General features: G+C 66.1%; 16 protein-coding genes. 10 read left to right on the top strand and 6 right to left on the bottom strand.

The window, feature by feature from the left end; genetic code table 11:
* The first annotated feature begins 72 nt into the window (after nt 1-72).
* The gene (locus ACFDR9_RS00910) at nt 73-1,962 is read left to right on the top strand and encodes an SAM-dependent methyltransferase (protein WP_409029756.1); all 1,890 of its coding nucleotides are present in this window, start codon (nt 73-75) and stop codon (nt 1,960-1,962) included.
* A gap of 56 nt (nt 1,963-2,018) precedes the next feature.
* Here the strand turns inward: ACFDR9_RS00910 and ACFDR9_RS00905 are convergent, their stop codons facing one another.
* On the bottom strand, nt 2,019-2,594 hold the full coding sequence (locus ACFDR9_RS00905) for a helix-turn-helix domain-containing protein (protein ID WP_409029755.1): 576 nt from the start codon (nt 2,592-2,594) through the stop codon (nt 2,019-2,021).
* Nucleotides 2,595-2,788: 194 nt separating this feature from the next.
* On the opposite strand from ACFDR9_RS00905, the gene kbl reads away from it, so the two are divergent.
* The 7 genes from kbl to ACFDR9_RS00870 all read left to right on the top strand — a co-directional run bounded on the left by kbl (nt 2,789) and on the right by ACFDR9_RS00870 (nt 11,004).
* Nucleotides 2,789-4,003 carry a glycine C-acetyltransferase gene (kbl, locus tag ACFDR9_RS00900; RefSeq protein ID WP_409029754.1) on the top strand — a complete coding sequence of 405 codons (1,215 nt, stop codon included), beginning with the start codon at nt 2,789-2,791 and terminating at the stop codon, nt 4,001-4,003.
* A 22-nt stretch (nt 4,004-4,025) separates the two neighbouring features.
* Entirely contained in the window at nt 4,026-5,000 is a 975-nt protein-coding gene (locus ACFDR9_RS00895; RefSeq protein WP_409029753.1) for an NAD-dependent epimerase/dehydratase family protein, read from the top strand.
* Nucleotides 5,001-5,048: 48 nt separating this feature from the next.
* Nucleotides 5,049-6,458, top strand: coding sequence for an L-serine ammonia-lyase (locus ACFDR9_RS00890; RefSeq protein ID WP_026132645.1), 1,410 nt, complete (start codon nt 5,049-5,051; stop codon nt 6,456-6,458).
* Nucleotides 6,459-6,567: 109 nt separating this feature from the next.
* Nucleotides 6,568-8,055, top strand: a complete 1,488-nt coding sequence (gene thrC, locus ACFDR9_RS00885; protein ID WP_409029752.1) for a threonine synthase — start codon at nt 6,568-6,570, stop codon at nt 8,053-8,055.
* A 7-nt stretch (nt 8,056-8,062) separates the two neighbouring features.
* On the top strand, nt 8,063-9,289 hold the full coding sequence (gene glp / locus ACFDR9_RS00880) for a gephyrin-like molybdotransferase Glp (RefSeq protein ID WP_409029751.1): 1,227 nt from the start codon (nt 8,063-8,065) through the stop codon (nt 9,287-9,289).
* 20 nt (nt 9,290-9,309) lie between these two features.
* A complete protein-coding gene (gene moaD / locus ACFDR9_RS00875; protein ID WP_017875677.1) occupies nt 9,310-9,567 on the top strand; it encodes a molybdopterin converting factor subunit 1 in 258 nt (85 codons plus the stop codon).
* 201 nt (nt 9,568-9,768) lie between these two features.
* A complete protein-coding gene (locus tag ACFDR9_RS00870) occupies nt 9,769-11,004 on the top strand; it encodes a TIGR03862 family flavoprotein (protein WP_409029750.1) in 1,236 nt (411 codons plus the stop codon).
* A 22-nt stretch (nt 11,005-11,026) separates the two neighbouring features.
* Here ACFDR9_RS00870 and ACFDR9_RS00865 read toward each other — a convergent pair whose 3' ends face one another.
* The 5 genes from ACFDR9_RS00865 to hpnC form a co-directional block, all read right to left on the bottom strand.
* Nucleotides 11,027-11,833 carry a head GIN domain-containing protein gene (locus ACFDR9_RS00865; protein ID WP_017875674.1) on the bottom strand — a complete coding sequence of 269 codons (807 nt, stop codon included), beginning with the start codon at nt 11,831-11,833 and terminating at the stop codon, nt 11,027-11,029.
* Between the two features lie 99 nt (nt 11,834-11,932).
* The gene (locus tag ACFDR9_RS00860) at nt 11,933-12,739 is read right to left on the bottom strand and encodes a DUF1700 domain-containing protein (RefSeq protein WP_409029749.1); all 807 of its coding nucleotides are present in this window, start codon (nt 12,737-12,739) and stop codon (nt 11,933-11,935) included.
* Nucleotides 12,740-12,904: 165 nt separating this feature from the next.
* Nucleotides 12,905-14,218 carry a hydroxysqualene dehydroxylase HpnE gene (gene hpnE, locus ACFDR9_RS00855; protein ID WP_409029813.1) on the bottom strand — a complete coding sequence of 438 codons (1,314 nt, stop codon included), beginning with the start codon at nt 14,216-14,218 and terminating at the stop codon, nt 12,905-12,907.
* Between the two features lie 28 nt (nt 14,219-14,246).
* Nucleotides 14,247-15,080: a presqualene diphosphate synthase HpnD gene (gene hpnD, locus ACFDR9_RS00850; RefSeq protein ID WP_409029748.1), complete on the bottom strand. Its 834-nt coding sequence runs from the start codon at nt 15,078-15,080 to the stop codon at nt 14,247-14,249.
* 66 nt (nt 15,081-15,146) lie between these two features.
* A complete protein-coding gene (gene hpnC, locus ACFDR9_RS00845; RefSeq protein WP_409029747.1) occupies nt 15,147-15,974 on the bottom strand; it encodes a squalene synthase HpnC in 828 nt (275 codons plus the stop codon).
* Nucleotides 15,975-16,183: 209 nt separating this feature from the next.
* Between hpnC and ACFDR9_RS00840 the strand changes: the two genes are divergently transcribed.
* Entirely contained in the window at nt 16,184-17,320 is a 1,137-nt protein-coding gene (locus ACFDR9_RS00840; protein ID WP_409029746.1) for an efflux RND transporter periplasmic adaptor subunit, read from the top strand.
* Nucleotides 17,317-20,433, top strand: coding sequence for an efflux RND transporter permease subunit (locus ACFDR9_RS00835; protein ID WP_409029745.1), 3,117 nt, complete (start codon nt 17,317-17,319; stop codon nt 20,431-20,433). Before ACFDR9_RS00840 ends, ACFDR9_RS00835 begins: the two co-directional genes overlap by 4 nt.
* The last annotated feature ends 98 nt before the right edge of the window (nt 20,434-20,531 follow it).

The following is a 20,531-nucleotide window of genomic DNA, read 5'->3' as shown; positions in this document are numbered from 1 at the left end:
TGTCAAAACGATTTTTCCCTTGATCCTGACCTTACGTCAGGTTCTACGATGGTTTGCATGGAGGAAGCGGCGATGCCCTTGAAAATTGGTGAACTCGCAAAGCGGGCCGGTCTGACCGTACGCACTTTGCACCACTACGACAGCATCGGTCTGCTTTCCCCGTCGGCGCGCTCGAACAGCGGCTTCAGGCTGTACAACCAGGACGACGTGGTGCGCCTGCACCGCATCCACGCCCTGAAGCAACTTGGTTGTTCGCTGGCCGACATCGGCGCGCTGCTGGACGGCACCGGTATCTCGCCGGTCGACGTCATCACGCACCAGATCGCCGCTGTGGACGATCAGGTCCAGCGTGGACAGCGACTCGGACAGCGCCTTCGGCTGATGCTCAGGGAACTCAGCGACGGCCGCGATACCAGCGTCGACGAGTGGCTCACCCTCATGGAGAAAATGACAATGTACGAAAAATACTTTTCAAAAGCCGAATTGGGCGCGCTGCGCGCGCGCCAGGAGCAGGCCGGCCCGGCCGCCGACAGTGCCTGGAAGGCGTTGATCGCGCAGGTGCAAAACGCGCTCGACCAGGCGCTGCCGGCAAGCGGCGAACTGGCGCGCTCGCTGGCGCAGCGCTGGATGCGCCTGCTCGACCAGGGCACCGGCAGCGACATCGGCCTGGCCATCAAGCTGCAAACCATGCAGGAAAGCGAGAGCAGGGCGCAGCAGATCACCGGCATCACGCCGGCGATGATCGAATGGATACTGGCGGCCTTCGCCTGCGCCCGCGCCAGCCTGTTCGAATGCCATCTGACGCCGGCCGAGTTCGAGCAGGTGCGCCGGCGCATGGTTGCGCACGCCCCGCAATGGCATCCGCTGATCGAGCAGCTGCGCCGGCAGATGGACGCCGGCGCCGGCCTCGACGAACCGGCCGTGCAGGCGCTGGCGCGCCGTTGGGAGGCGCTGTTCCGGCTATCCTACGCCGGCGACGACGCCGCCCTGGAGTTGAAGGTGCGCGCCGCCTTCCACGCCGAACCGGACCTGTCGAGCGGCGTCGGCGTCGACGCCCGCCTGATCGCCTTCGTGCAACAAGCCATCATGCAGCTGCACCGGCCGCCGGACGAGGCGGTGGCCGGGCCGAAGCCGAGCGCCTACATGGTGGCGGTGCTGCGCGCCGCGCACCAGTTGCTGGACGCGCCGCTGGTGTTCGACGATCCGCTGGCGCTGACCATTTTGGGGCCGGTGGAGGAGGCCGCCGTGCGCGCCAGCATCGGCCGCTACACCGACCCGATGTCGACGGCGCTGCGCGCCACGCTGGCGGTGCGCAGCCGGCTCGCCGAGGACGCCTGGGCCGTCGCGCAGCGCGACGGCGCGCGCCAGTACGTGGTGCTGGGCGCCGGCCTCGATACCTACGCCTGCCGCGGCGCGGCGCTGGCGGACAGCCGCATCTTCGAGGTCGACCTGGCGGCGACGCAGCGGTGGAAGCGCGAGCGCCTGGCCGCGGCCGGCATCGCCGAACCCGCCGCGCTGAGCTACGTGCCGCTCGATTTCAAACGCTCGACGCTGGCCGCCGGCCTGGCCGAAGCCGGCTTCCGCTCCGACCAGCCGGCGTTCTTCTCGTGGCTGGGCGTGACGATGTACCTGGAGCAGGAGGAAGTGTACGAGACGCTGCGCTACATCGCCTCCTGCGCGGCGGGTAGCGGCGTGGTGTTCGATTACGGCGCCGACCCGGAGCTGCTCGCGCCGGCCGAACGCACCGCGCTGCAAATGATGTCGGCGAAAGCGGCCGAACGCGGCGAACCGTGGAACAGCTATTTCGACCCGGCGCAGCTGGCGGACATGCTGGGGAAGATCGGCTTTGCCGATGTGGAGGCGTTCAGCGCGCCGCAGTTGAGCGAACGCTACCTGTCCGGGCGCCAGGATGGCTTGCGGCTGGGCGGCGTCACGCGCCTGATGCGGGCGACGCTGCGCTAAGCCGCCGCCGGCGCCAGTCGGGTTACGCCCGTTGGGCTAACCCGAGCTACCACGCCTTAACGGTGAATCACCACCAACAGCGCCTTGCCCTCGGTTTTGCCGGTGTTGCGGATGGCGTGCTGCTGGTCGGCCGGGTAGCGCGCGGTGCCGCCGATCTTGACCTTGCGCTTGGCCGCGCCGACTTCGATCTCCATCGAACCGTGCAGCAGCGTCAAATGCTCGGTGGTGCCGGGGTCGTGCGGCTGCGACACCAGTTCGCCGCCGGGCGCCAGCGTCAACTCGTACCACTCGTACTTCCCGGCCAGTTCCATCGGCCCGAGAATGCGCAGCACATAGCCGGCGTGGTCGCCCGGCAGCGTCGGCGTCTCGTGCGCGTCGAGCACGCGGATGGTCTCGACACTTTTTACCGTGCTCGACAGCAGCTCGCCGATCGCCACCCCCAGCGCGTTCGCCAGGCGCCAGGTGATGGCGATGGTGGGGTTGGCCTTCTCCCGCTCGATCTGCGACAGCATCGACTTCGACACCCCCGCGATGCGCGACAAATCCTCCAGTGTCAGGCCGCGCGCGAGGCGCAGTTTTTGCAGCGTGGCGCCGACTTCGGGCGGAGAATTGGTCGAAACGGGTGTTTTCATCTGGGAGAGGCTTGCAAAGTTCAATAGGCTTGGGTAATATCCATTATATTGAATTTGAGTTCGACATAACGGAATTCGAGGGTGCTGTTGGAAAAGAGTGTAAACTCTGAAAACATCTCCAGGCGCAGGTACGGTACAACATAGTGCGACAATCGGTCAAGCGGCCGCCACACCAATACACAAAGGGACAAAACATGAGCGAGCAAACCAAGAGCGTTTTCTTCAGCGGCCTGCAGCAAAGCCTGGACCAGTTGCGCGAGCAGGGCTTGTACAAGCCGGAGCGCGTGATCGCCTCGCGCCAGGGCGCCGAAGTGGTGTGTGACGACGGCCGTACCCTGATCAATATGTGCGCCAATAACTACCTGGGCCTGTCCGGCGACCTGCAAACCCAGCAGGCGTCGATCGCGGCGACCGAACAATACGGCTACGGCCTGTCGTCGGTGCGCTTCATCTGCGGCACCCAGACCGTCCACAAACAACTCGAACAAGCCATCTCCAGCTTCCTCGGCACCGAAGACACGATCCTGTACGCCGCCGCCTTCGACGCCAACGGCGGCCTGTTCGAGCCGCTCTTCGACGAACAGGACGCGATCATCTCCGACGCCCTGAACCACGCCTCGATCATCGACGGCATCCGCCTGTGCAAGGCCGGCCGCTATCGCTACCTGCACAACGACATGGCCGACCTGGAAGTGCAGCTGCAGGCCGCCGTCGCCGCCGGCAAGCGCCACAAGGTCATCGTCACCGACGGCGTGTTCTCGATGGACGGCACCATCGCCCAGCTCGACAAGATCTGCGACCTGGCCGACCAGTACGACGCCCTGGTGATGATTGACGAATGCCACGCCTCCGGCTTCATGGGCGCCACCGGCCGCGGCACCCACGAGCACCACAACGTGCTGGGCCGCATCGACATCATCACCGGCACGCTCGGCAAGGCGCTGGGCGGGGCGATGGGCGGCTTCACCTCGGCGCGCAAGGAAGTGATCGACATGCTGCGCCAAAAGTCGCGTCCCTACCTGTTCTCGAACACGCTGGCGCCGTCGATCGCCGGCGCCTCGCTGTCGGTGCTCGAACGCCTGTCGAAGTCGACCGAGCTGCGCGACCGCCTGCACGAGAACACCGCCTTCTTCCGCGCAGAAATCGAGCGTATCGGCTTCACCATCAAGCCGGGCACCCACCCGGTGGTGCCGGTGATGCTGTTCGACGCGCCGGTTGCGCAAAAATTCGCCGCCCGAATGTACGAACTCGGCGTGCTGCTCACCGGTTTCTTCTACCCGGTGGTGCCGATGGGCCAGGCGCGCGTGCGCGTGCAGCTGTCGGCCGCCCACAGCCGCGAGCAACTGGTCACCGTGCTGGCCGCGTTCGAACAGGCGGGGCGTGAGCTCGGCCTGCTGAAGACCCAATAAAATCGAATCAGGAAAAATAAAAATGGAACGCATCTTAGTCATCGGCGCCAACGGTCAAATCGGCAGCGAACTGGTGGGCGCGCTGGCCGCGCGGCACGGCGCGCAGAACGTCGTCGCGGGCGACATCGGCGCCGCCAACGTCTACAACGCGGCGCGCTACACCCGCCTCGACGTGCTGGACCGGGCCGGCCTGGCCGCGCTGGTCGAGCGGGAGGGCATCACCCAGGTCTACCAGCTGGCGGCGCTGCTGTCGGCCACCGGCGAACAGGCGCCGCTGAAGGCATGGACGCTGAACATGGACGGCTTGCTCAACATCCTCGAAGTGGCGCGCGAACGCGGCGAGGCCGGCAAGCCGCTGCGCATCTTCTGGCCGTCGTCGATCGCCGCCTTCGGGCCGAACACGCCGCCGGTGAACACGCCGCAAATGACGGTGATGGACCCGACCACGATTTACGGCATCAGCAAACTGGCCGGCGAGCGCCTGTGCGAATACTACTTCAGCAAATACGGCGTCGACGTGCGCAGCATCCGCTACCCCGGCATCATCAGCTATAAATCGCCACCGGGCGGCGGCACCACCGACTACGCCATCGCGATTTTCCACGCGGCGCTGCGCGGCGAACGCTACGAGTGTTTCCTCGCCCCGCAGACCGCGCTGCCGATGATCTACATGGCCGACGCGATCCGCGCGACGATCGAATTAATGGACGCGCCGGCGGCCCAAATCAAGATTCGTTCGGCATATAATGTGGCCGGTTTGTCGTTCAACCCGGAGCAACTGGCCAAGGCCATCGTGCAGCGGGTGCCGAACTTCGCCATCGGCTACAAGCCGGACAGCCGCCAGGCCATCGCCGACAGCTGGCCGCAAAGCCTGGACGACGCGCAGGCGACGGCCGACTGGGGCTGGAAGGCGCAAATCGGCCTGGACCACCTGGTCACCGACATGCTCGCGCACATCGACGTGAACGTCGGTAAGGCGATGGCCGAAGCGGCCTGAACCGGCGGCTGATCCACCCACGATAACTATATATAAAGAGACTATCCAATGGACATGAGCGTATTTGATCTATTTAAAATCGGCATCGGGCCGTCGAGTTCCCACACCGTGGGGCCGATGGTGGCGGCGCGGCGTTTCTTGATCGAATGCGGTTCACTGGATAATGCCGTCGGCGTCGAAGCGGCCCTGTACGGCTCGCTGGCGCTGACCGGCGTCGGCCACGCCACCGACAAGGCCGTCATCCTCGGCCTGATGGGCGAAACCCCGCAGGGCGTCGCGCCCGGCGACGTCGACGGCAAGCTGGCCGGCGTCGAAGCGGCGCGCGAAATCAAACTGCTGGGCAGCCACGCGGTGCCGTTTACGGCCGCGACCGGCTTGATCTGGCACAAAAGCGAATCGCTGCCGGAGCACCCGAACGGCATGCGCTTCACGCTGATGCTGGCCGACGGCGGCCGCATCGACCGGGTGTTCTACTCGGTCGGCGGCGGCTTCATCCACGCCGCCGGCGAGGCCCAGGCCAAGCAGCAGTCGGGACAGGCGGGCGACGCCCCGGCCTCGACGGTCGTCTACCCGTTCGACACGATGGACCAGTTGCTGGCGCACGGCAAGGCCAGCGGCCTGTCGATCCCGCAGATGCTGCGCGCCAATGAGTGCGTGCGCCTGGGCAACGACGAATTGAACGCCGGCATCGACAAGATCTGGCACGTGATGCGCGACTGCATCGCCCACGGCCTGGAAACCGGCGGCCAACTGCCGGGCGGCCTGAACGTCAAACGGCGCGCGGCCAAGTTGTGGACCATGGCGCAGGAAGCGAAGGCGTCGGACAACCGCGCCAACGACCTGCCGCACGACGCGATCCACCAGGTGAGCCTGTACGCGATGGCCGTCAACGAGGAAAACGCCGCCGGCGGGCGGGTCGTCACGGCGCCGACCAACGGCGCGGCCGGCATCATCCCGGCGGTGCTGCGCTATTACGCCGAAGACTGCCATCCGAGCGACCCGGTGACCGGGGTGCGCGACTTCATGCTGACGTCGGCGGCGATCGGCATGCTGTGCAAGCGCAACGCCTCGATCTCCGGCGCCGAAATCGGCTGCCAGGGCGAAGTCGGCGTGGCCTGCGCGATGGCGGCGGCCGGCCTGGTGGCCGCGCTCGGCGGCAGCAACGAACAAATCGAAAACGCCGCCGAGATCGGCATCGAACACCACCTGGGCATGACCTGCGACCCGATCGGCGGCCTGGTGCAAATCCCCTGCATCGAGCGCAACGGCATGGGCGCCGTCAAAGCCATCACCGCCGCCTCGCTGGCGCTGAAAGGCGACGGCACCCACTTCGTCAGCCTCGACGAAGTCATCGAAACGATGCGCCAGACCGGCGCCGACATGCAAGACAAATACAAGGAAACCTCGCTGGGCGGGCTGGCCATCCACGTCATCACCGTCAACCACGCCGCCTGCTAAACAACGCATTGACTTGGGAGTTCGCAAGGATGGGCGGGCCGCATTATAATAAGCGTTCAATTGCACTCGATGCTTCTTAGCCGTTAGCCCAACCGGACTTTTCTACTTTATGCAATACGTGTCTACCCGCGCCGCCCAAGCGCCTGCTTCTTCCGCTCCGCAACAATTTTCCGACATCCTGTTGGGTGGCCTGGCCCCCGACGGCGGCCTGTATTTGCCGGCCGAGTATCCGCAGGTGACGGGCGCCGAACTCGACGCCTGGCGCAAGCTGTCCTACGCCGAGCTGGCCTATGAGATTTTGCGCAAGTTCGCGACCGATATTCCGGACGCCGATTTGAAGGCGCTGACGGCGAAGACGTATACGAAGGCGGTGTACCGCAACGCGCGCGACGGCGAGAAGGCCGCCGATATCACGCCGCTGCGGGTGCTCGAAGAAAACCTGGCCAAGGGCGGCGCCACCACGTTGTTGCTGCAGGGGCTGTCGAACGGCCCGACGCTGGCGTTCAAGGATATGGCGATGCAGTTGCTCGGCAATCTGTTCGAGTACACGCTGGCCAAGACCAAGGCCGAGCTGAATATCTTCGGCGCGACCTCGGGCGACACCGGCAGCGCCGCCGAGTATGCGATGCGCGGCAAGAAGGGCATCCGCGTCTTCATGTTGTCGCCGCATAAGAAGATGAGCGCCTTCCAGAGCGCGCAGATGTTCAGCCTGCAGGACAAGAATATTTTCAATATCGCCGTCGAGGGCGTCTTCGACGATTGCCAGGACATGGTCAAGGCCGTCTCGAACGACTTGCCGTTCAAGGCCGCGCAAAAGATTGGTACCGTCAATTCGATCAACTGGGCGCGCGTCGTCGCGCAGGTCGTGTATTACTTCCGCGGCTACCTCGCGGCCACCACCGACAACGCCCAGAAGGTGTCGTTCACGGTGCCGTCGGGTAACTTCGGCAATATCTGCGCCGGCCACATCGCCCGCATGATGGGCTTGCCGATCGCCAAGTTGGTCGCCGCCACCAATGAAAACGACGTGCTCGACGAGTTCTTCCGCACCGGCGTCTACCGCGTGCGCAAGTCGGCCGAGACTTACCACACCAGCAGCCCGTCGATGGACATTTCGAAGGCGTCGAACTTCGAACGTTTCATTTACGACTTGGTGGGCCGCGACGGCGACCGCGTGCGCGCGCTGTTCCACAAGGTGGAAACGGCCGGCGGCTTCGACCTGTCCGGCAAGCCGGGCAGCGACGGCGACGAGTTCACGCTGGTGGCCAAGTACGGCTTCCAGTCCGGCAAGTCGACCCACAAGGACCGCCTCGACACCATCCGCGACGTCGCCGACGACTACGGCATCGTCATCGACACCCATACCGCCGACGGTATCAAGGTGGCGCGCGAGCATCTGGAGCCGGGCGTGCCGATGATCGTGCTGGAAACGGCGCTGGCCGCCAAGTTCAACGAAACCATCCTCGACGCGCTGGGCGTCGACGCCGAGCGTCCGGGAGGCTTCGAAAATATCGAGGACTTGCCACAGAAATTCGTCGTGATGGGCACCGACGTGGCCGCCATGCAGGCTTATATCGCCGCCAATACTGGCCTGTAAGCCGCCGATGAGCGAATATAAGCCAAAACCGATGCTGACGGCGCAAGCCGCGCTGGACCTGTTGCTGGGCGCGGCGCGCCCGGTCGCCGCGGTCGACTCCGTGCCGACGCTGGCGGCCAACGGCCGCGTGCTGGCGCGGGCGCAGAGCTCGGACATGAACGTCCCGGCGCGGGACAACACGCAAATGGATGGCTACGCGGTGCGCGCGGCCGATTGCGCCGGCGCGGCGGCGGCCTTGCCGGTGTCGCAACGGATCGCGGCCGGCCACGTCGGCGAGCCCTTGCAGCCGGGTACGGCGGCGCGCATTTTCACCGGCGCGCTGATTCCGGAAGGCGCCGACGCCGTCGTCATGCAGGAGCAATGCGAGTTGCTCGACGGCGTAGTCACGGTGCGGCACGCGCCGGCGCCGGGCGAGTGGATACGCCGCGCCGGCGAGGACATCACCGCCGGCAGCGTAATTTTGCCGGCCGGCACGCGCCTGCGCAGCCAGGAGCTGGGGCTGGCGGCGTCGGTCGGCCTGGCCGAACTGCCGGTTTGGCGCAAACTGCGCGTGGCGGTGTTTTTCACCGGCGACGAGCTGACCATGCCGGGCCAGCCGCTGGCGCCGGGCGCGATCTACAATTCGAACCGCTTCACCTTGCGCGCGCTGCTGGAAAACCTCGGTTGCCAGATCAGCGACTACGGCATCGTCCCCGATTCGCTAGACGCCACCCGCGCGGTGCTGCGCGAGGCGGCCCAGGCGCACGACCTGATCATCACCTCGGGCGGCGTGTCGGTCGGCGACGAGGACCACGTCAAGCCGGCGGTCGAGGCGGAAGGGCGTCTGAACATGTGGCAGATCGCCATCAAGCCCGGCAAGCCGCTGGCCTTCGGCGAGGTCAAGGACGCCTTCTTCATCGGTTTGCCGGGCAATCCGGTGTCGAGCTTCATCACCTTCCTGATGTTCGTGCGGCCGTTCATCCTGCGCCTGCAAGGCGTCGGCGACCCGGCCGCGCTGGCGCCGAAGGGCTACACGCTGCGCGCCGACTTCCACTGGCCGAAGGCGGACCGGCGCAACGAGTTCCTGCGCGCGCGCATGAACGCCGGCGGCGGCCTGGACCTGTTCGCCAACCAAAGCTCGGGCGTGTTGACCTCGACCTTGTGGGGCGACGGCGTGGTCGACAACCCGCCGGGGCAAACCATCGCGCCGGGCGACACCGTCCGCTTCATCCCATTCAGCGAATTGCTGCACTAATCAAGTCGGTCGATCACACTATGAACATTACGCTGCGTTTTTTTGCCAGCGTGCGCGAGATTCTCGGCACATCCCAGGAAGCGCTGGCCTTGCCGGCGCACGTGACGACGGTCGGCGAGCTGCGCGCCTTCCTGCTTGCCCGCGGCGGCGCCTGGACCGAAGCGCTGGCCGAGGGCCGCTCGCTGCGCATGGCCTGCAATCAGATCATGTGCCAGCCCGAGGCGACACTGTCGGAGGCCTGCGAAGTGGCGTTCTTTCCGCCGGTCACCGGCGGCTGATGCGGCGGGAGCGGGGGCATATTTTTTATGGCATCGAAAATGCCGCTACATTCCGTAGGTCGGATTAGCGTAGCGTAATCCGACAATGTTGGCTGAGGCGCGACGCGCCGCTCCAGGCCAACGTTGACGGCTTACCCGCGTCGCGTCGCGGTGATCGGCCATTCCTAGTTGCAGTATGCACCAACTCCATGAATAGAATCGATGTCAACTAGCAGCCACACCCCACCACGCGTCGCCGTCATCGGCGGCGGCCCAGCCGGCCTGATGGCGGCGCAAACCCTGGCGCAGGGCGGCGCGCGCGTCGACGTCTACGACGCGATGCCGTCGGTCGGCCGCAAATTCCTGTTGGCGGGGCGGGGCGGCATGAATATCACCCACGCCGAGCCCTACGCCGATTTTGTCGGGCGCTACGGCAAACAAAGCGTCGCGTTGCGCCCGCTGCTGGACGGCTTCGGCCCCGACAGCGTGCGCGCCTGGGTGCACGGCCTGGGCGTGGACACCTTCGTCGGCACCTCCGGGCGGGTGTTCCCGACCGACATGAAGGCGGCGCCGCTGCTGCGCGCCTGGCTGCACCGGCTGCGCGAGAGCGGCGTGGCGTTCCACATGCGCCACCGCTGGACCGGCTGGCGCGACGCCGAGCTGCTGTTCGCCACGCCCGGCGGCGAGCTGGCGGCGCCGGCCGACGCCGTTATCCTGGCGCTGGGCGGCGCTAGTTGGGCCAGGCTAGGGTCGGACGGCGCCTGGTTGCCGCTGCTGGAGCGACAGGGCGTGCCGGTGGCGCCGCTGCGGCCGGCCAACTGCGGCTTCGACGTCGATTGGAGCGAGCACTTCAGCAGCCGCTACGCCGGCCACCCCTTGGCCACGGTGGCGATCACCTCGACCGACGCCGGCGGCCAGCCGCTGCGCCGGCAGGGCCAGTTCGTGGTGACGTCCGGCGGCGTCGAGGGCAGTCTGATTTATGCGTTGTCGGCCGCGCTGCGCGACCAGATCGACGCCGACGGCGGCGCGCTGATCCATCTCGACCTGGTGCCGGACTGGACGCTGGAGCGGGTCGTCGACGAGGTCGGCCGGCCGCGCGGCGCGCGCTCGATGTCGAGCCACTTGCAGAGCCGGCTGGGAATCAAGGGGGTCAAGTCGGGCCTGTTGCGCGAATGCCTAGGCGCCGACGAATTCGCCGATCCGTGGCGGCTGGCGCGGGCGATCAAGATGTTGCCGCTGCGTTTGCGCCGGCCCCGGCCGATTGACGAGGCCATCAGCAGCGCCGGCGGGGTCCGTTTCGACGGGGTGGACGCGTTGATGCTCAAGGCCATGCCGGGCGTGTTCGCCGCCGGCGAAATGCTGGACTGGGAAGCGCCGACCGGCGGCTACCTGCTGACGGCCTGCCTGGCCAGCGGCCGGGCCGCCGGCGCCAGCGCGTTGAACTGGCTGGGCCGCTAAGGCTGAGGCGCGGGCCGGCGGTTTACTCCCATTCGATGTCGCCGGAACCGTTGCTGCTTGAGCGGCGTTGCGGCGGATTGCCGTAGACTTTGATATTGCCGCTGCCGCGCAGCGTCAGGTCGGCCGCGTCCCTGGCGAACACCACGGCCGCGCCCGAACCCTGCAACGACACCTCGACCCGGTCGGCCGCCAAGTGCTCGGCGTCGAGGTCGCCCGAGCCGCTCAGCTCGGCGCGCAGCAAGTTGCAACTGCCGCTGGTCGTGATCGCGCCGGAGCCGGCCAGGTTGACCGTCACGCTGCCGCTGTTGCCGCCGTTCAGATTCAAGTCGCCGCTGCCGTTCATCCCCGCCAGCACATGCTTGAAGCGGCCGTTGAAGGTGACGTTGCCGCTGCCGTGTACGCGCAGCTCGAAGCGCTCGCCGCTGAAACCGTTCACGGTGCTGTCGCCGCTGCCGTGCATGTCAAGTTGTTGTAGCGCAGGTAACACCAGCTCGACTTGCAGCGGCTGGCGGTGATGCAACAGCATCCCCTTCGGTCCGATGTGCAGCGTGGCGCCGCGCTCGCTGGTCTCGACGTTGGCCAGCAGACGCTGCTCGCCCCGCACCAGCAGCGACGGCGCCAGCCCTTGCCGCACCGTCAGATCGATCGGGCCGCTTACTTCAATGGTGTGGATGTTCTTGCCTATCGTGCGCGCCTCGCTGCGCACGGCCCGGCCCGCCGCGCTGCCGGGGTTGCTCAGCCCCTGCGCCCGCAGCATCGTGTATGACACGCCGATCAGCGCAAAGGCCAGCAGCAACAGGCTGACGCCGACTTTAATGAGTGTTCGCATGGTGTGGCTCCTGTTCCCGGCGGTGCGTCCGCCATAAATATGCTTATCGCTGGCGTGTATCCGCCAGTTTCTGGTGTGTTCCGGGGTGAGGCGGCTGCCTTAGCGCCCCTTCAACAGCGTGAAATTCATTTCGATATAACGCTTGATGCCGAACAGCGTGTACTTCGTCACGACCAGGCTGAGCAAGAAGAAAACGATGCCACACAGCACCATTGCCATTCCGAACATGGTCTGGACGCTGCGCGAGTCATGGTCGAGGTCGGTGGATATATGCAGGCCGCCGCCGGCGAGGGCCTCGGCGCGGCGCATGACGCGCGAGGACGAGGGCGCGTCGCCGGCCTCGTCCTCGGCCTCGGACTCGCCTTTGTCGCCGTCGTGCCTGGCGCCGCTGGCCGGCTCCTGGATGACCTGGATAGTCGACCCTCCGATCGAAATCCGCGTCTGCGCCGGCTCGCCGCGCTCGTCGCCCTTCAGCATAAAGTGGCGCAGCGGACCGTCCAGCACCAGCTCATTGGCGCCCGACAAGCCGCTGGCGGTGATCGCGATGCCGCCCACATAAAACGCCAGCGCCGCCACATACATGGCCGCCAACAATGCCGAATACACCATCGCCGGCAGCACCATGAACAGATTGAAAATGGCCAGCCCCAGCGCGGACACCACCAGGCGCGCGAAATTGGCGGGATTCCGGGTTCGCTCGAAAGCGCTCAGATGCGTACTGGCGCGCAGCGTCACGGCGATCTTCTTCGGCTCGCCCAAGTCGGCGGCGATTTCCGCCTCGCTGCGGCCGGCGGCCAGGCCGTCGATAAACCGCTGTTCGTAATACGCCAGCGTCTTGGCGAGCGTTTCGGCCGGCAGGCCCGCCAGCGCGCGCCGCAGCGCGTCGATATAGTCTAATTTGCTCATTTCATACTCACAGATTCAAACGGGCGTCGATGCTGTTACTGTAGGCCAACAGCGTCGCCGTAGCCAGCCACATGCGACAAGCTGCGATATTCGCGGCGCAGACGACAGCCTGCCGGGATATACGGCGCGCTTATGACGAAGTGACAATATCGACAGTGGAGACGGTCAGAGGGCGGCGGCCAGGACGCCGCTGCGCACCGCCGATTCGATGGTCGCCGGGTAGTCGCTGTGGGTGTAGTCGCCGGCCAGGGCCAGGCCGGGCAGGCCGGTGGCGTTGTCGGGCCGCGCCAGGCCGGGGCTACAGGCGTAAGTGGCGCGCTTGTCGGTGATGACGCGGCTCCACGCCGGTTCGGCCAGCTCGGGCCGGCGGAAGACGTCGGCCAGTTGCCGGGCGACGGCCTTGGCCAGCGCCGCCTGTCCCTGCGCGGCGGCCTCGGCCGACGCGCTGATGACGACTGCCAGCATGCCGGATTGGGCCGGGTCGAGTTGGCCGCGGTCGAAGACGAATTGGCCCCAGTGGCCGGCTTGCGGCGCGTCGATCAGGGCGAAGAACGCCCGTTCCAGGCGCGTGCCGGGCGGGTACTGCAAGTAGCAGGTGCTGATAGCTTCGAATTCGAATGCCGCCAGTTGGCTGGCGATGGCCGACATTGCCGGGTTTTGCAGTTGCTCCAGCAGGGCCGCGGTCTGCGCCGCCGGGGTCGCCAGGATGACGCCGTCGAAGGCGCCGCCGCTCGCTTCGCCGCGGGCGTCGAGTTGCCAGCCGCCGTCGGCTTGCCGGCGCAGGCCGGTAACGCTGGCGCCGCAGTGGACCGCGCCGCCGTGGCGCCGGACGAACGCGGCGGCGGCGTCGGGAAACAGCGCGCTCAGGTCAACTTTCGGCAGCAGCATGTCGGAGGCGCGCCGCCGCGCGCCCAGGCTGTCGCGCAGCACGTTGAGGAAGATTTTCGCGGAGGCGCGCTCGGGCGGGGTGTTCAGCGCCGCCAGGCACAGCGGGCGCCACATCAGTTGGATCAGGCGCGCGCTCTGGTCGAAGCGTTCCAGCAGTTCGCTGACGCTGCAGTCGCTGTGCAGTTGCCAGCCCATCCAGCGCGCGGTGCTGGAGAAGCGCGCCAGCGCCATTTTGTCGGCGCGCGCCAGGCCGTCGGCGCGCAGCAGCGCGGCGGCCAGGTGCAGCGGCGCCGGCCAGCGCGGCGCGACGAAGTCCATGCCGCCGCAGCCGGGCGGATAGCGCATTTGCAGCGGCAGGTTCAGCAGCGCTTGCCGCGCCTCGACGCCGACCAGTTGCAGCAGCCGCAGCGTGGCGCCGTAGGCGCCCAGCAGGATGTGCTGGCCGTTGTCGACGACGCCGCCGTCGAATTCGACGCGGCGGGCGCGGCCGCCCAGCGTGCGCGCCGCCTCGAACAGCGTGACGTCGTGGCCGGCGCGGCTGAGTTCAACCGCCGCGGCGCAGCCGGCCCAGCCGCCGCCCACCACCGCCATCCGTTTCGGCGCTGCCGCTGGCTTGTTGTTAGCCACGTACGTAGGTTTTCCACGCCAGCCACAGTTTGCGGATCGGCGTCAGCGAGATGCGTTGCTTGAGCACGTGGTAGCCGTCGCGCTCGACCTCGGTCAGCAGGGTGCGGTAGATCGCCGCCATGATCAGGCCGGGGCGCTGGGCGCGGCGGTCCTCGGCCGGCAGCAGCGCGAACGCCTCGTCGTAGGCGCTTTGCGCGCGCGCCACCTGGAAGCGCATCAGGTTGTCGAAGTTCTCGCTGTGGCGGGCGTTGAGCAGGTCGGCCGCCGTGACGTTGAACCGCTGCAATTCGTTGACCGGCAGGTAGATGCGGCCCTTGCGCGCGTCTTCGCCGACGTCGCGGATGATGTTGGTGAGCTGGAAGGCGTGGCCGAGTTTTTCCGCGTACAGCAGCGTTTCCGGCTTGGTCGCGCCGAAGATGCTGGCCGACAGGATGCCGACCACGCTGGCCACGTGCCAGCAGTAGCGCGTCATTGCCTGGTAGTCGAGGTAGCGGGTCTGGTTCAAGTCCATTTCCATGCCGTCGATGATGGCCTGCAGGTATTTTTCCTCCAGCTTGTAGACCGCCAGGTGCGGTGCCAGCGCGCGCATCACCGGATGCGCCGGCTTGCCCTCGAACATGGCCCGCACTTCCTTGCGCCACCAGGCCAGCTTGGTGCGCGCGATCGCCTCGTCGGTGCATTCGTCGACGGTGTCGTCGACTTCGCGGCAGAACGCGTACAGCGCCGTGATGGCGCGGCGCCGCTCCGGCGGCAGGAACAGGAAGCTGTAGTAAAAACTGGAGCCGCTCTGGGCGGCTTTTTGTTGGCAGTATTCGTCGGGAGACATAGTCAAAATTGCATGGGTTGCGTTCGAAGCCGCTATTCTATAGCCGAAGCGCCCTCGGCGAAGGCGTCAACGCGCTTTTTTAGCGCGCATGCGCAGCGCGCGCCAGCAAATGACCAGCCAATCGCGCTTTTGCAATGCCGGCCGGCGCCGGAACACGTCGTAATTGACCGTTTCGATCGCTTCCAGGATGCGCAGGCCGCCCTGGACCACCAGCCGCAGTTCCCAGCCGATGCGCCCGCGCAGGCGCAGCGCCAGCGGCGCGCCGCTGAGTAGCAGCGCGCGCGCCCGTGCCACCTCGAAGCGCATCAACGCGCTCCACTTGCCGTGCGACTCGGCCCGCTCCAGCGCCGCCGGCGACACGGCGAAACGGGTCAGGTCTTCCAGCGGCAGGTAGATGCGTTCTTTTTGTTGGTCGATTGCCACATCTTGCAAAAAGTTAATTAATTGCAGGGCCGAACATATGGCGTCGGAATCGCGCAGATTATCCTCGTCGGCCGCCTTGTACAGATTGAGCATCAGCGCGCCGACCGGGTTGGCCGAGCGCCGGCAATAGTCGAGCAGGGTGGCGAAGTCGGCGTAACGCGTCACGACGACGTCTTGTTTGAAGGCGGACAGCAGGTCGTAGAACGGCTTCAGCGGCAACTCGTGCTTGGCGATCACCTGGGCCAGGCGTTCGAACATCGGGTCGGCGCCGCTCTCCTTGCGGTGGATGCGGTCCAGCGCCGCTTCGTAGGCTTGCAGCGCGGCCAGGCGCTCGGCCGGCGTGGCGTCGCCCTCGTCGGCCAGGTCGTCGGCGCTGCGGGCGAAGGCATAGATGGCTTCGACCGCCGGCACCAGGCGGCGCGGCAGTAGCACGGAGGCTACGGGGAAATTTTCGTAATGGTCTACTGGCATGAAAAACACTTATTTAAATTATTGACGCGAAAGTCATTTGCAAACAATTTAGTCCCGTCTATAATTACTTAACGGAAAGTCATTTACTTTTTAACTCGGAAGAATAGTAACATCTTGATATCGCTACCAGTTCCCCGTATTGCACGTCCGGCATGATTTTTATGTTGCCGTGCATAAATCGAACAGCCCGCATAGTAAAGGAAAATAACGTGTTCGCCCTGAAATCCCCGCGTCAAATTACGCCGCTTCCGCTTGCTTCGCTACTCGCCACCGCCTTCTTGTTGAGCGCCTGCTCGAAACCCGCCGAAAAAACCCAGGATATCCGTCCGGTGCGGGCCTTGGTACTGGAGAGTAATAGCGTCGATGTCAACGCCGAATTTTCCGGCGAGGTGCGGGCGCGGGTGGAGTCGCGGCTGGGGTTCCGGGTCGGTGGCAAGATCGTCGCGCGCAAGGTCGACGCCGGCGCCGTCGTCAAGCAAGGCCAGGTGCTGATGCAGCTCGATGCGCAGGACTTGCAACTGGCGCAGGCGCAGGCGCTGGCCGGCTTGCGCGGCGCCGAGACCAGCCGCGACCTGTCGCGCGCCGAACTGAAGCGTTATCAGGAGTTGCGCGAGAAGAATTTCGTCAGCCAGGCCGTGCTCGACACCAAACAGTCGGCCTTCAAGGCGGCCCAGGCCGGCGTCGATTCGGCCCAGGCGGCCTATCGCGGCCAGTCGAACCAGGCCGCCTACACCAGCCTGGTGTCGGATATCGACGGCGTGGTGACGGCGGTCGACGCCGAAGCGGGGCAGGTAGTGGCGGCCGGCGCGCCGGTGGTGCGTATCGCCAAGTCCGGCGAGAAGGAAGTGGTCATCGGCATTCCCGAAGACAAGGTCGAAACGCTGCGCCACGTTTCCGACGTGCAGGTGCGGCTCTGGGCCAAGCCGGGCCAGGCCGTGCCCGGCAAGATCCGCGAGATTGCGCCGATGGCCGACCCGGCCACGCGCACCTACACGGTGAAGGTGGCGATTCCCGACAGCATGGCGCAGGCGCGCCTGGGCATGACGGCGATGGTGCAGTTCGCCTCGAAGACGGCGGTGCCGCAACTCAAGGTGCCGCTGACGGCGCTGTTCTATGAGAAGGCCGCCACCTCGGTGTGGGTGGTCGAGCAGGGTGTGGTCAAATTGGTGCCCGTCACTATCGGCGGCGCGGCCGGCAACGACTTGTTGCTCACCAGCGGGGTCAAGGCCGGACAGACCGTCGTCACGGCCGGCGTGAACTTGCTGAAGCCGGGCCAGAAGGTCAAAATCCTCGGCGACGACCTGCCGACCAAGGCCGCGGCGCCGGCCACCGGGGCCATGCAATGAAGGGCGGCTTCAACCTCTCGCGCTGGGCGTTGGAACACATTCCCCTGACGCGCTATCTGATCGCCGTGCTGTTGATCGGCGGCATGCTCAGCTACGCCAGCCTGGGGCAGGACGAGGACCCGCCGTTCACCTTCCGCGCGATGGTGATCCGCGCCAACTGGCCGGGCGCGACCGCCTTGCAGATGGCCGACCAAGTCACCGACAAGTTGGAGCGCAAGTTGCAGGAAACCCCGTTCATCGACGAGATCAGCAGCTATTCGAAGCCGGGCGAAACCCTGATCATCCTCAAGCTGCGCGAGTCGGCGCCGCCCAAGGACACCGCCGCCGCCTGGTACCAGGTGCGCAAGAAAATCGGCGACATCCGCGGCACGCTGCCGGCCGGCGTCGTCGGCCCCTTTTTCAACGACGAGTTCGGCGACACCTATGGTTCGATCTTCGCGCTCTCCGGCGACGGTTTTACGTATGCCGAGATGAAGGATTACGCCGACTTCGTGCGCCAGCAACTGCTCAACGTGCCGCTGGTGGCCAAGGTCGAACTGTTCGGCGTGCAGGATGAAAAAGTCATCATCGAGTTTTCGCACAAGAAATTCGCGCAACTGGGCGTGCCGTTCGAGGCCATCGTCAACCAGATCGCCACGCAGAACTCGGTCGAGGCCACCGGCGTGCTGGTGACGCCGACCGACAATTTGCAGGTGCGCGTCAGCGGCGCGCTGAAGTCGACCAAGGACTTCGAAGCATTGGAGCTGCGCGCCGGCGGCGCCACATTCCGCCTGGGCGACTTCGCCGTCGTCAAGCGCGAATACCGCGACCCGCCGCAGGACAAGATGCGCTTCAACGGCAAGGAAGTGATCGGCCTGGGCGTCTCGATGGAAAAGGGCGGCAACATCATCGAGATGGGCAAGCACATGGAAAAGACCGTCGAGCGCCTGCGCGGCCAGCTGCCGGTCGGCATCGAGCTGGCGCGCGTGTCGAACCAGCCGGAGGCGGTCACCGCTTCGGTGGGCGAATTCATCCGCACCTTGATCGAAGCGATCCTGATCGTACTGGCCGTCAGCTTCCTGGCGCTGGGCCTGCACACCAAGCCGTTCCGCCTGGACGTGCGGCCGGGCCTGGTGGTGGCGCTGACCATTCCGCTGGTGCTGGCGGTGACTTTCCTGTTCATGCGCATGCTCGACATCGACTTGCACAAGATTTCGCTGGGCGCGCTGATCATCGCCCTGGGCCTGCTGGTGGACGACGCCATCATCGCCGTCGAAATGATGGTGCGCAAAATGGAAGAGGGCTTCTCGCGCTTCGACGCCGCCACCTACGCCTACACGTCGACGGCCATGCCGATGCTGACCGGCACCCTGATCACGGTGGCGGGCTTCCTGCCGATCGGCCTGGCCAAGTCGGCCGCCGGCGAATACACGTTTTCGCTGTTTTCGGTGAACGCGCTGGCGCTGATCATTTCCTGGGTGGTGGCGGTGGTGTTTACGCCCTACATCGGCTACGTGCTGCTGAAGGTCAAGCCGCACTCCGACGGCCACCACGAGCTGTTCGACACGCCCGGCTTCCGGCGCTTCCGCGCCACCGTCAACTGGTGCGTGGACTGGCGCAAGAGCACCATCGCGGCGACCCTAGCTATCTTCGCGCTGGGCATTTACGGCTTCAATTTCATCGAAAAGCAATTCTTTCCCGATTCCAGCCGGCCCGAGCTGATGGTGGAGATGTGGACGCCGGAGGGCACCACCTTTGCCGCCAACGAAGCCCAGGTAAAGAAATTCGAGACCTTCGTGCGCAAGCTCGACGGCGTCGTCAGCGTCACCAGCTACGTCGGCACCGGCAGCCCGCGTTTCTACCTGCCGCTGGACCAGATCTTCCCGCAGTCGAACGTGTCGCAGATCGTGGTGTTGCCGAAGGACTTGGCGACGCGCGCCGCGCTGCGCGAGAAGATCGTCGCGGTCTTCAAGGAAGATTTTCCGGAAGTGCGCGGCCGCGTCAAACTGTTGCCGAACGGGCCGCCGGTGCCGTATCCGGTGCAATTTCGCGTCACCGGCACCGAGGTGGCCAAGGTGCGCGCGATCGCCGACGAGGTCAAGGACGTCATGCGCGGGAACCTCAACACCCTGGGCGTGAACGACAACTGGAACGAGTCGATCAAGGTCTTGCGCCTGGACCTGGACCAGGACAAGATACGCGCGCTCGGCATCACCTCGCAAACGGTGATGCGGGCGGCCAACACCATCCTGTCCGGCACCACCATCGGCCAGTTCCGCGAGGACAACAAGCTGATCGACATTCAGGTGCGCCAGCCGCTGCAGGAGCGCTCGACGATCTCGGTGTTAAACGACACCAATATTCCCACCGCCAGCGGCAAATCGGTGACGGTCGCGCAGGTGGCGCGCGCCCATTTCGTCTGGGAGCCGGGCGTGGTCTGGCGCGAAGGGCGCGAGTGGGCCATTACGGTACAGTCCGATGTCGTCGACGGCATCCAGGGGCCGACCGTGTCGGGCCAGGTCAACGCCAAGCTCGACGCGCTGCGCGCCAAGCTGCCGGCCGGCTACCGTATCACCGTCAAGGGGGCGGCGGCCGACAGCGGCGCGGCCGAGGCATCGATCGCGGCCAACCTGCCATTGGCGATCTTCATTATCTTCACCTTGCTAATGTTACAGCTGCATAGCTTCTCGCGCTCGCTGCTGGTGTTCCTGACCGGTCCGCTGGGCGTGGCCGGCGCGGCCGCCGCGCTGTTGCTGCTGGGCCGCCCGCTGGGCTTCGTCGCCAACCTGGGCGTGATCGCGCTGTTCGGCATGATCATCCGCAACTCGGTGATCCTGGTCGACCAGATCGAGCAAGACATCGCCGGCGGCGCCGAGCCGTGGGACGCCATCGTCGAATCGGCGGTGCGGCGCTGCCGGCCTATCGTGCTGACGGCGGCGGCGGCCGCGCTGGCGATGATACCGCTGTCGCGTTCGGTGTTTTGGGGACCGCTGGCGGTCGCCATCATGGGCGGCCTGATCCTGGCCACGGCGCTGACGCTGCTGTTCCTGCCGGCGCTGTACGCGGCCTGGTTCCGCGTCAAAAAGCCCGCCGCGAAAGCCGCCGCGGCGGTAAGCAACATCCCGGCGGCGTAAAAGCGGGGGGGGGGCTGGCCCTCTGGGTCCGCCCCCGGCGGACCGCCGCCGGTTTCTTTTCGGCCGCGCGCCAATGTCAGCGCAAAAAAACGCCGCAT

The sequence above is a fragment of the Janthinobacterium sp. CG_23.3 genome (assembly GCF_046115965.1).
In the GTDB taxonomy this organism is placed as follows: Bacteria; Pseudomonadota; Gammaproteobacteria; order Burkholderiales; family Burkholderiaceae_D; genus Janthinobacterium.
Note: the sequence above shows the minus strand (reverse complement) of the source record. Positions and strands in the feature narration are given on the sequence as shown.

What these genes read in the sequence shown, in the direction of transcription:
- ACFDR9_RS00910 (WP_409029756.1), top strand. Translation starts at nt 73, where the DNA reads ATGCCCTTGAAAATTGGTGAACTCGCAAAGCGGGCCGGTCTGACCGTA.
- ACFDR9_RS00905 (WP_409029755.1), bottom strand. Translation starts at nt 2,594, where the DNA reads ATGAAAACACCCGTTTCGACCAATTCTCCGCCCGAAGTCGGCGCCACG.
- kbl (WP_409029754.1), top strand. Translation starts at nt 2,789, where the DNA reads ATGAGCGAGCAAACCAAGAGCGTTTTCTTCAGCGGCCTGCAGCAAAGC.
- ACFDR9_RS00895 (WP_409029753.1), top strand. Translation starts at nt 4,026, where the DNA reads ATGGAACGCATCTTAGTCATCGGCGCCAACGGTCAAATCGGCAGCGAA.
- ACFDR9_RS00890 (WP_026132645.1), top strand. Translation starts at nt 5,049, where the DNA reads ATGGACATGAGCGTATTTGATCTATTTAAAATCGGCATCGGGCCGTCG.
- thrC (WP_409029752.1), top strand. Translation starts at nt 6,568, where the DNA reads ATGCAATACGTGTCTACCCGCGCCGCCCAAGCGCCTGCTTCTTCCGCT.
- glp (WP_409029751.1), top strand. Translation starts at nt 8,063, where the DNA reads ATGAGCGAATATAAGCCAAAACCGATGCTGACGGCGCAAGCCGCGCTG.
- moaD (WP_017875677.1), top strand. Translation starts at nt 9,310, where the DNA reads ATGAACATTACGCTGCGTTTTTTTGCCAGCGTGCGCGAGATTCTCGGC.
- ACFDR9_RS00870 (WP_409029750.1), top strand. Translation starts at nt 9,769, where the DNA reads ATGTCAACTAGCAGCCACACCCCACCACGCGTCGCCGTCATCGGCGGC.
- ACFDR9_RS00865 (WP_017875674.1), bottom strand. Translation starts at nt 11,833, where the DNA reads ATGCGAACACTCATTAAAGTCGGCGTCAGCCTGTTGCTGCTGGCCTTT.
- ACFDR9_RS00860 (WP_409029749.1), bottom strand. Translation starts at nt 12,739, where the DNA reads ATGAGCAAATTAGACTATATCGACGCGCTGCGGCGCGCGCTGGCGGGC.
- hpnE (WP_409029813.1), bottom strand. Translation starts at nt 14,218, where the DNA reads ATGGCGGTGGTGGGCGGCGGCTGGGCCGGCTGCGCCGCGGCGGTTGAA.
- hpnD (WP_409029748.1), bottom strand. Translation starts at nt 15,080, where the DNA reads ATGTCTCCCGACGAATACTGCCAACAAAAAGCCGCCCAGAGCGGCTCC.
- hpnC (WP_409029747.1), bottom strand. Translation starts at nt 15,974, where the DNA reads ATGCCAGTAGACCATTACGAAAATTTCCCCGTAGCCTCCGTGCTACTG.
- ACFDR9_RS00835 (WP_409029745.1), top strand. Translation starts at nt 17,317, where the DNA reads ATGAAGGGCGGCTTCAACCTCTCGCGCTGGGCGTTGGAACACATTCCC.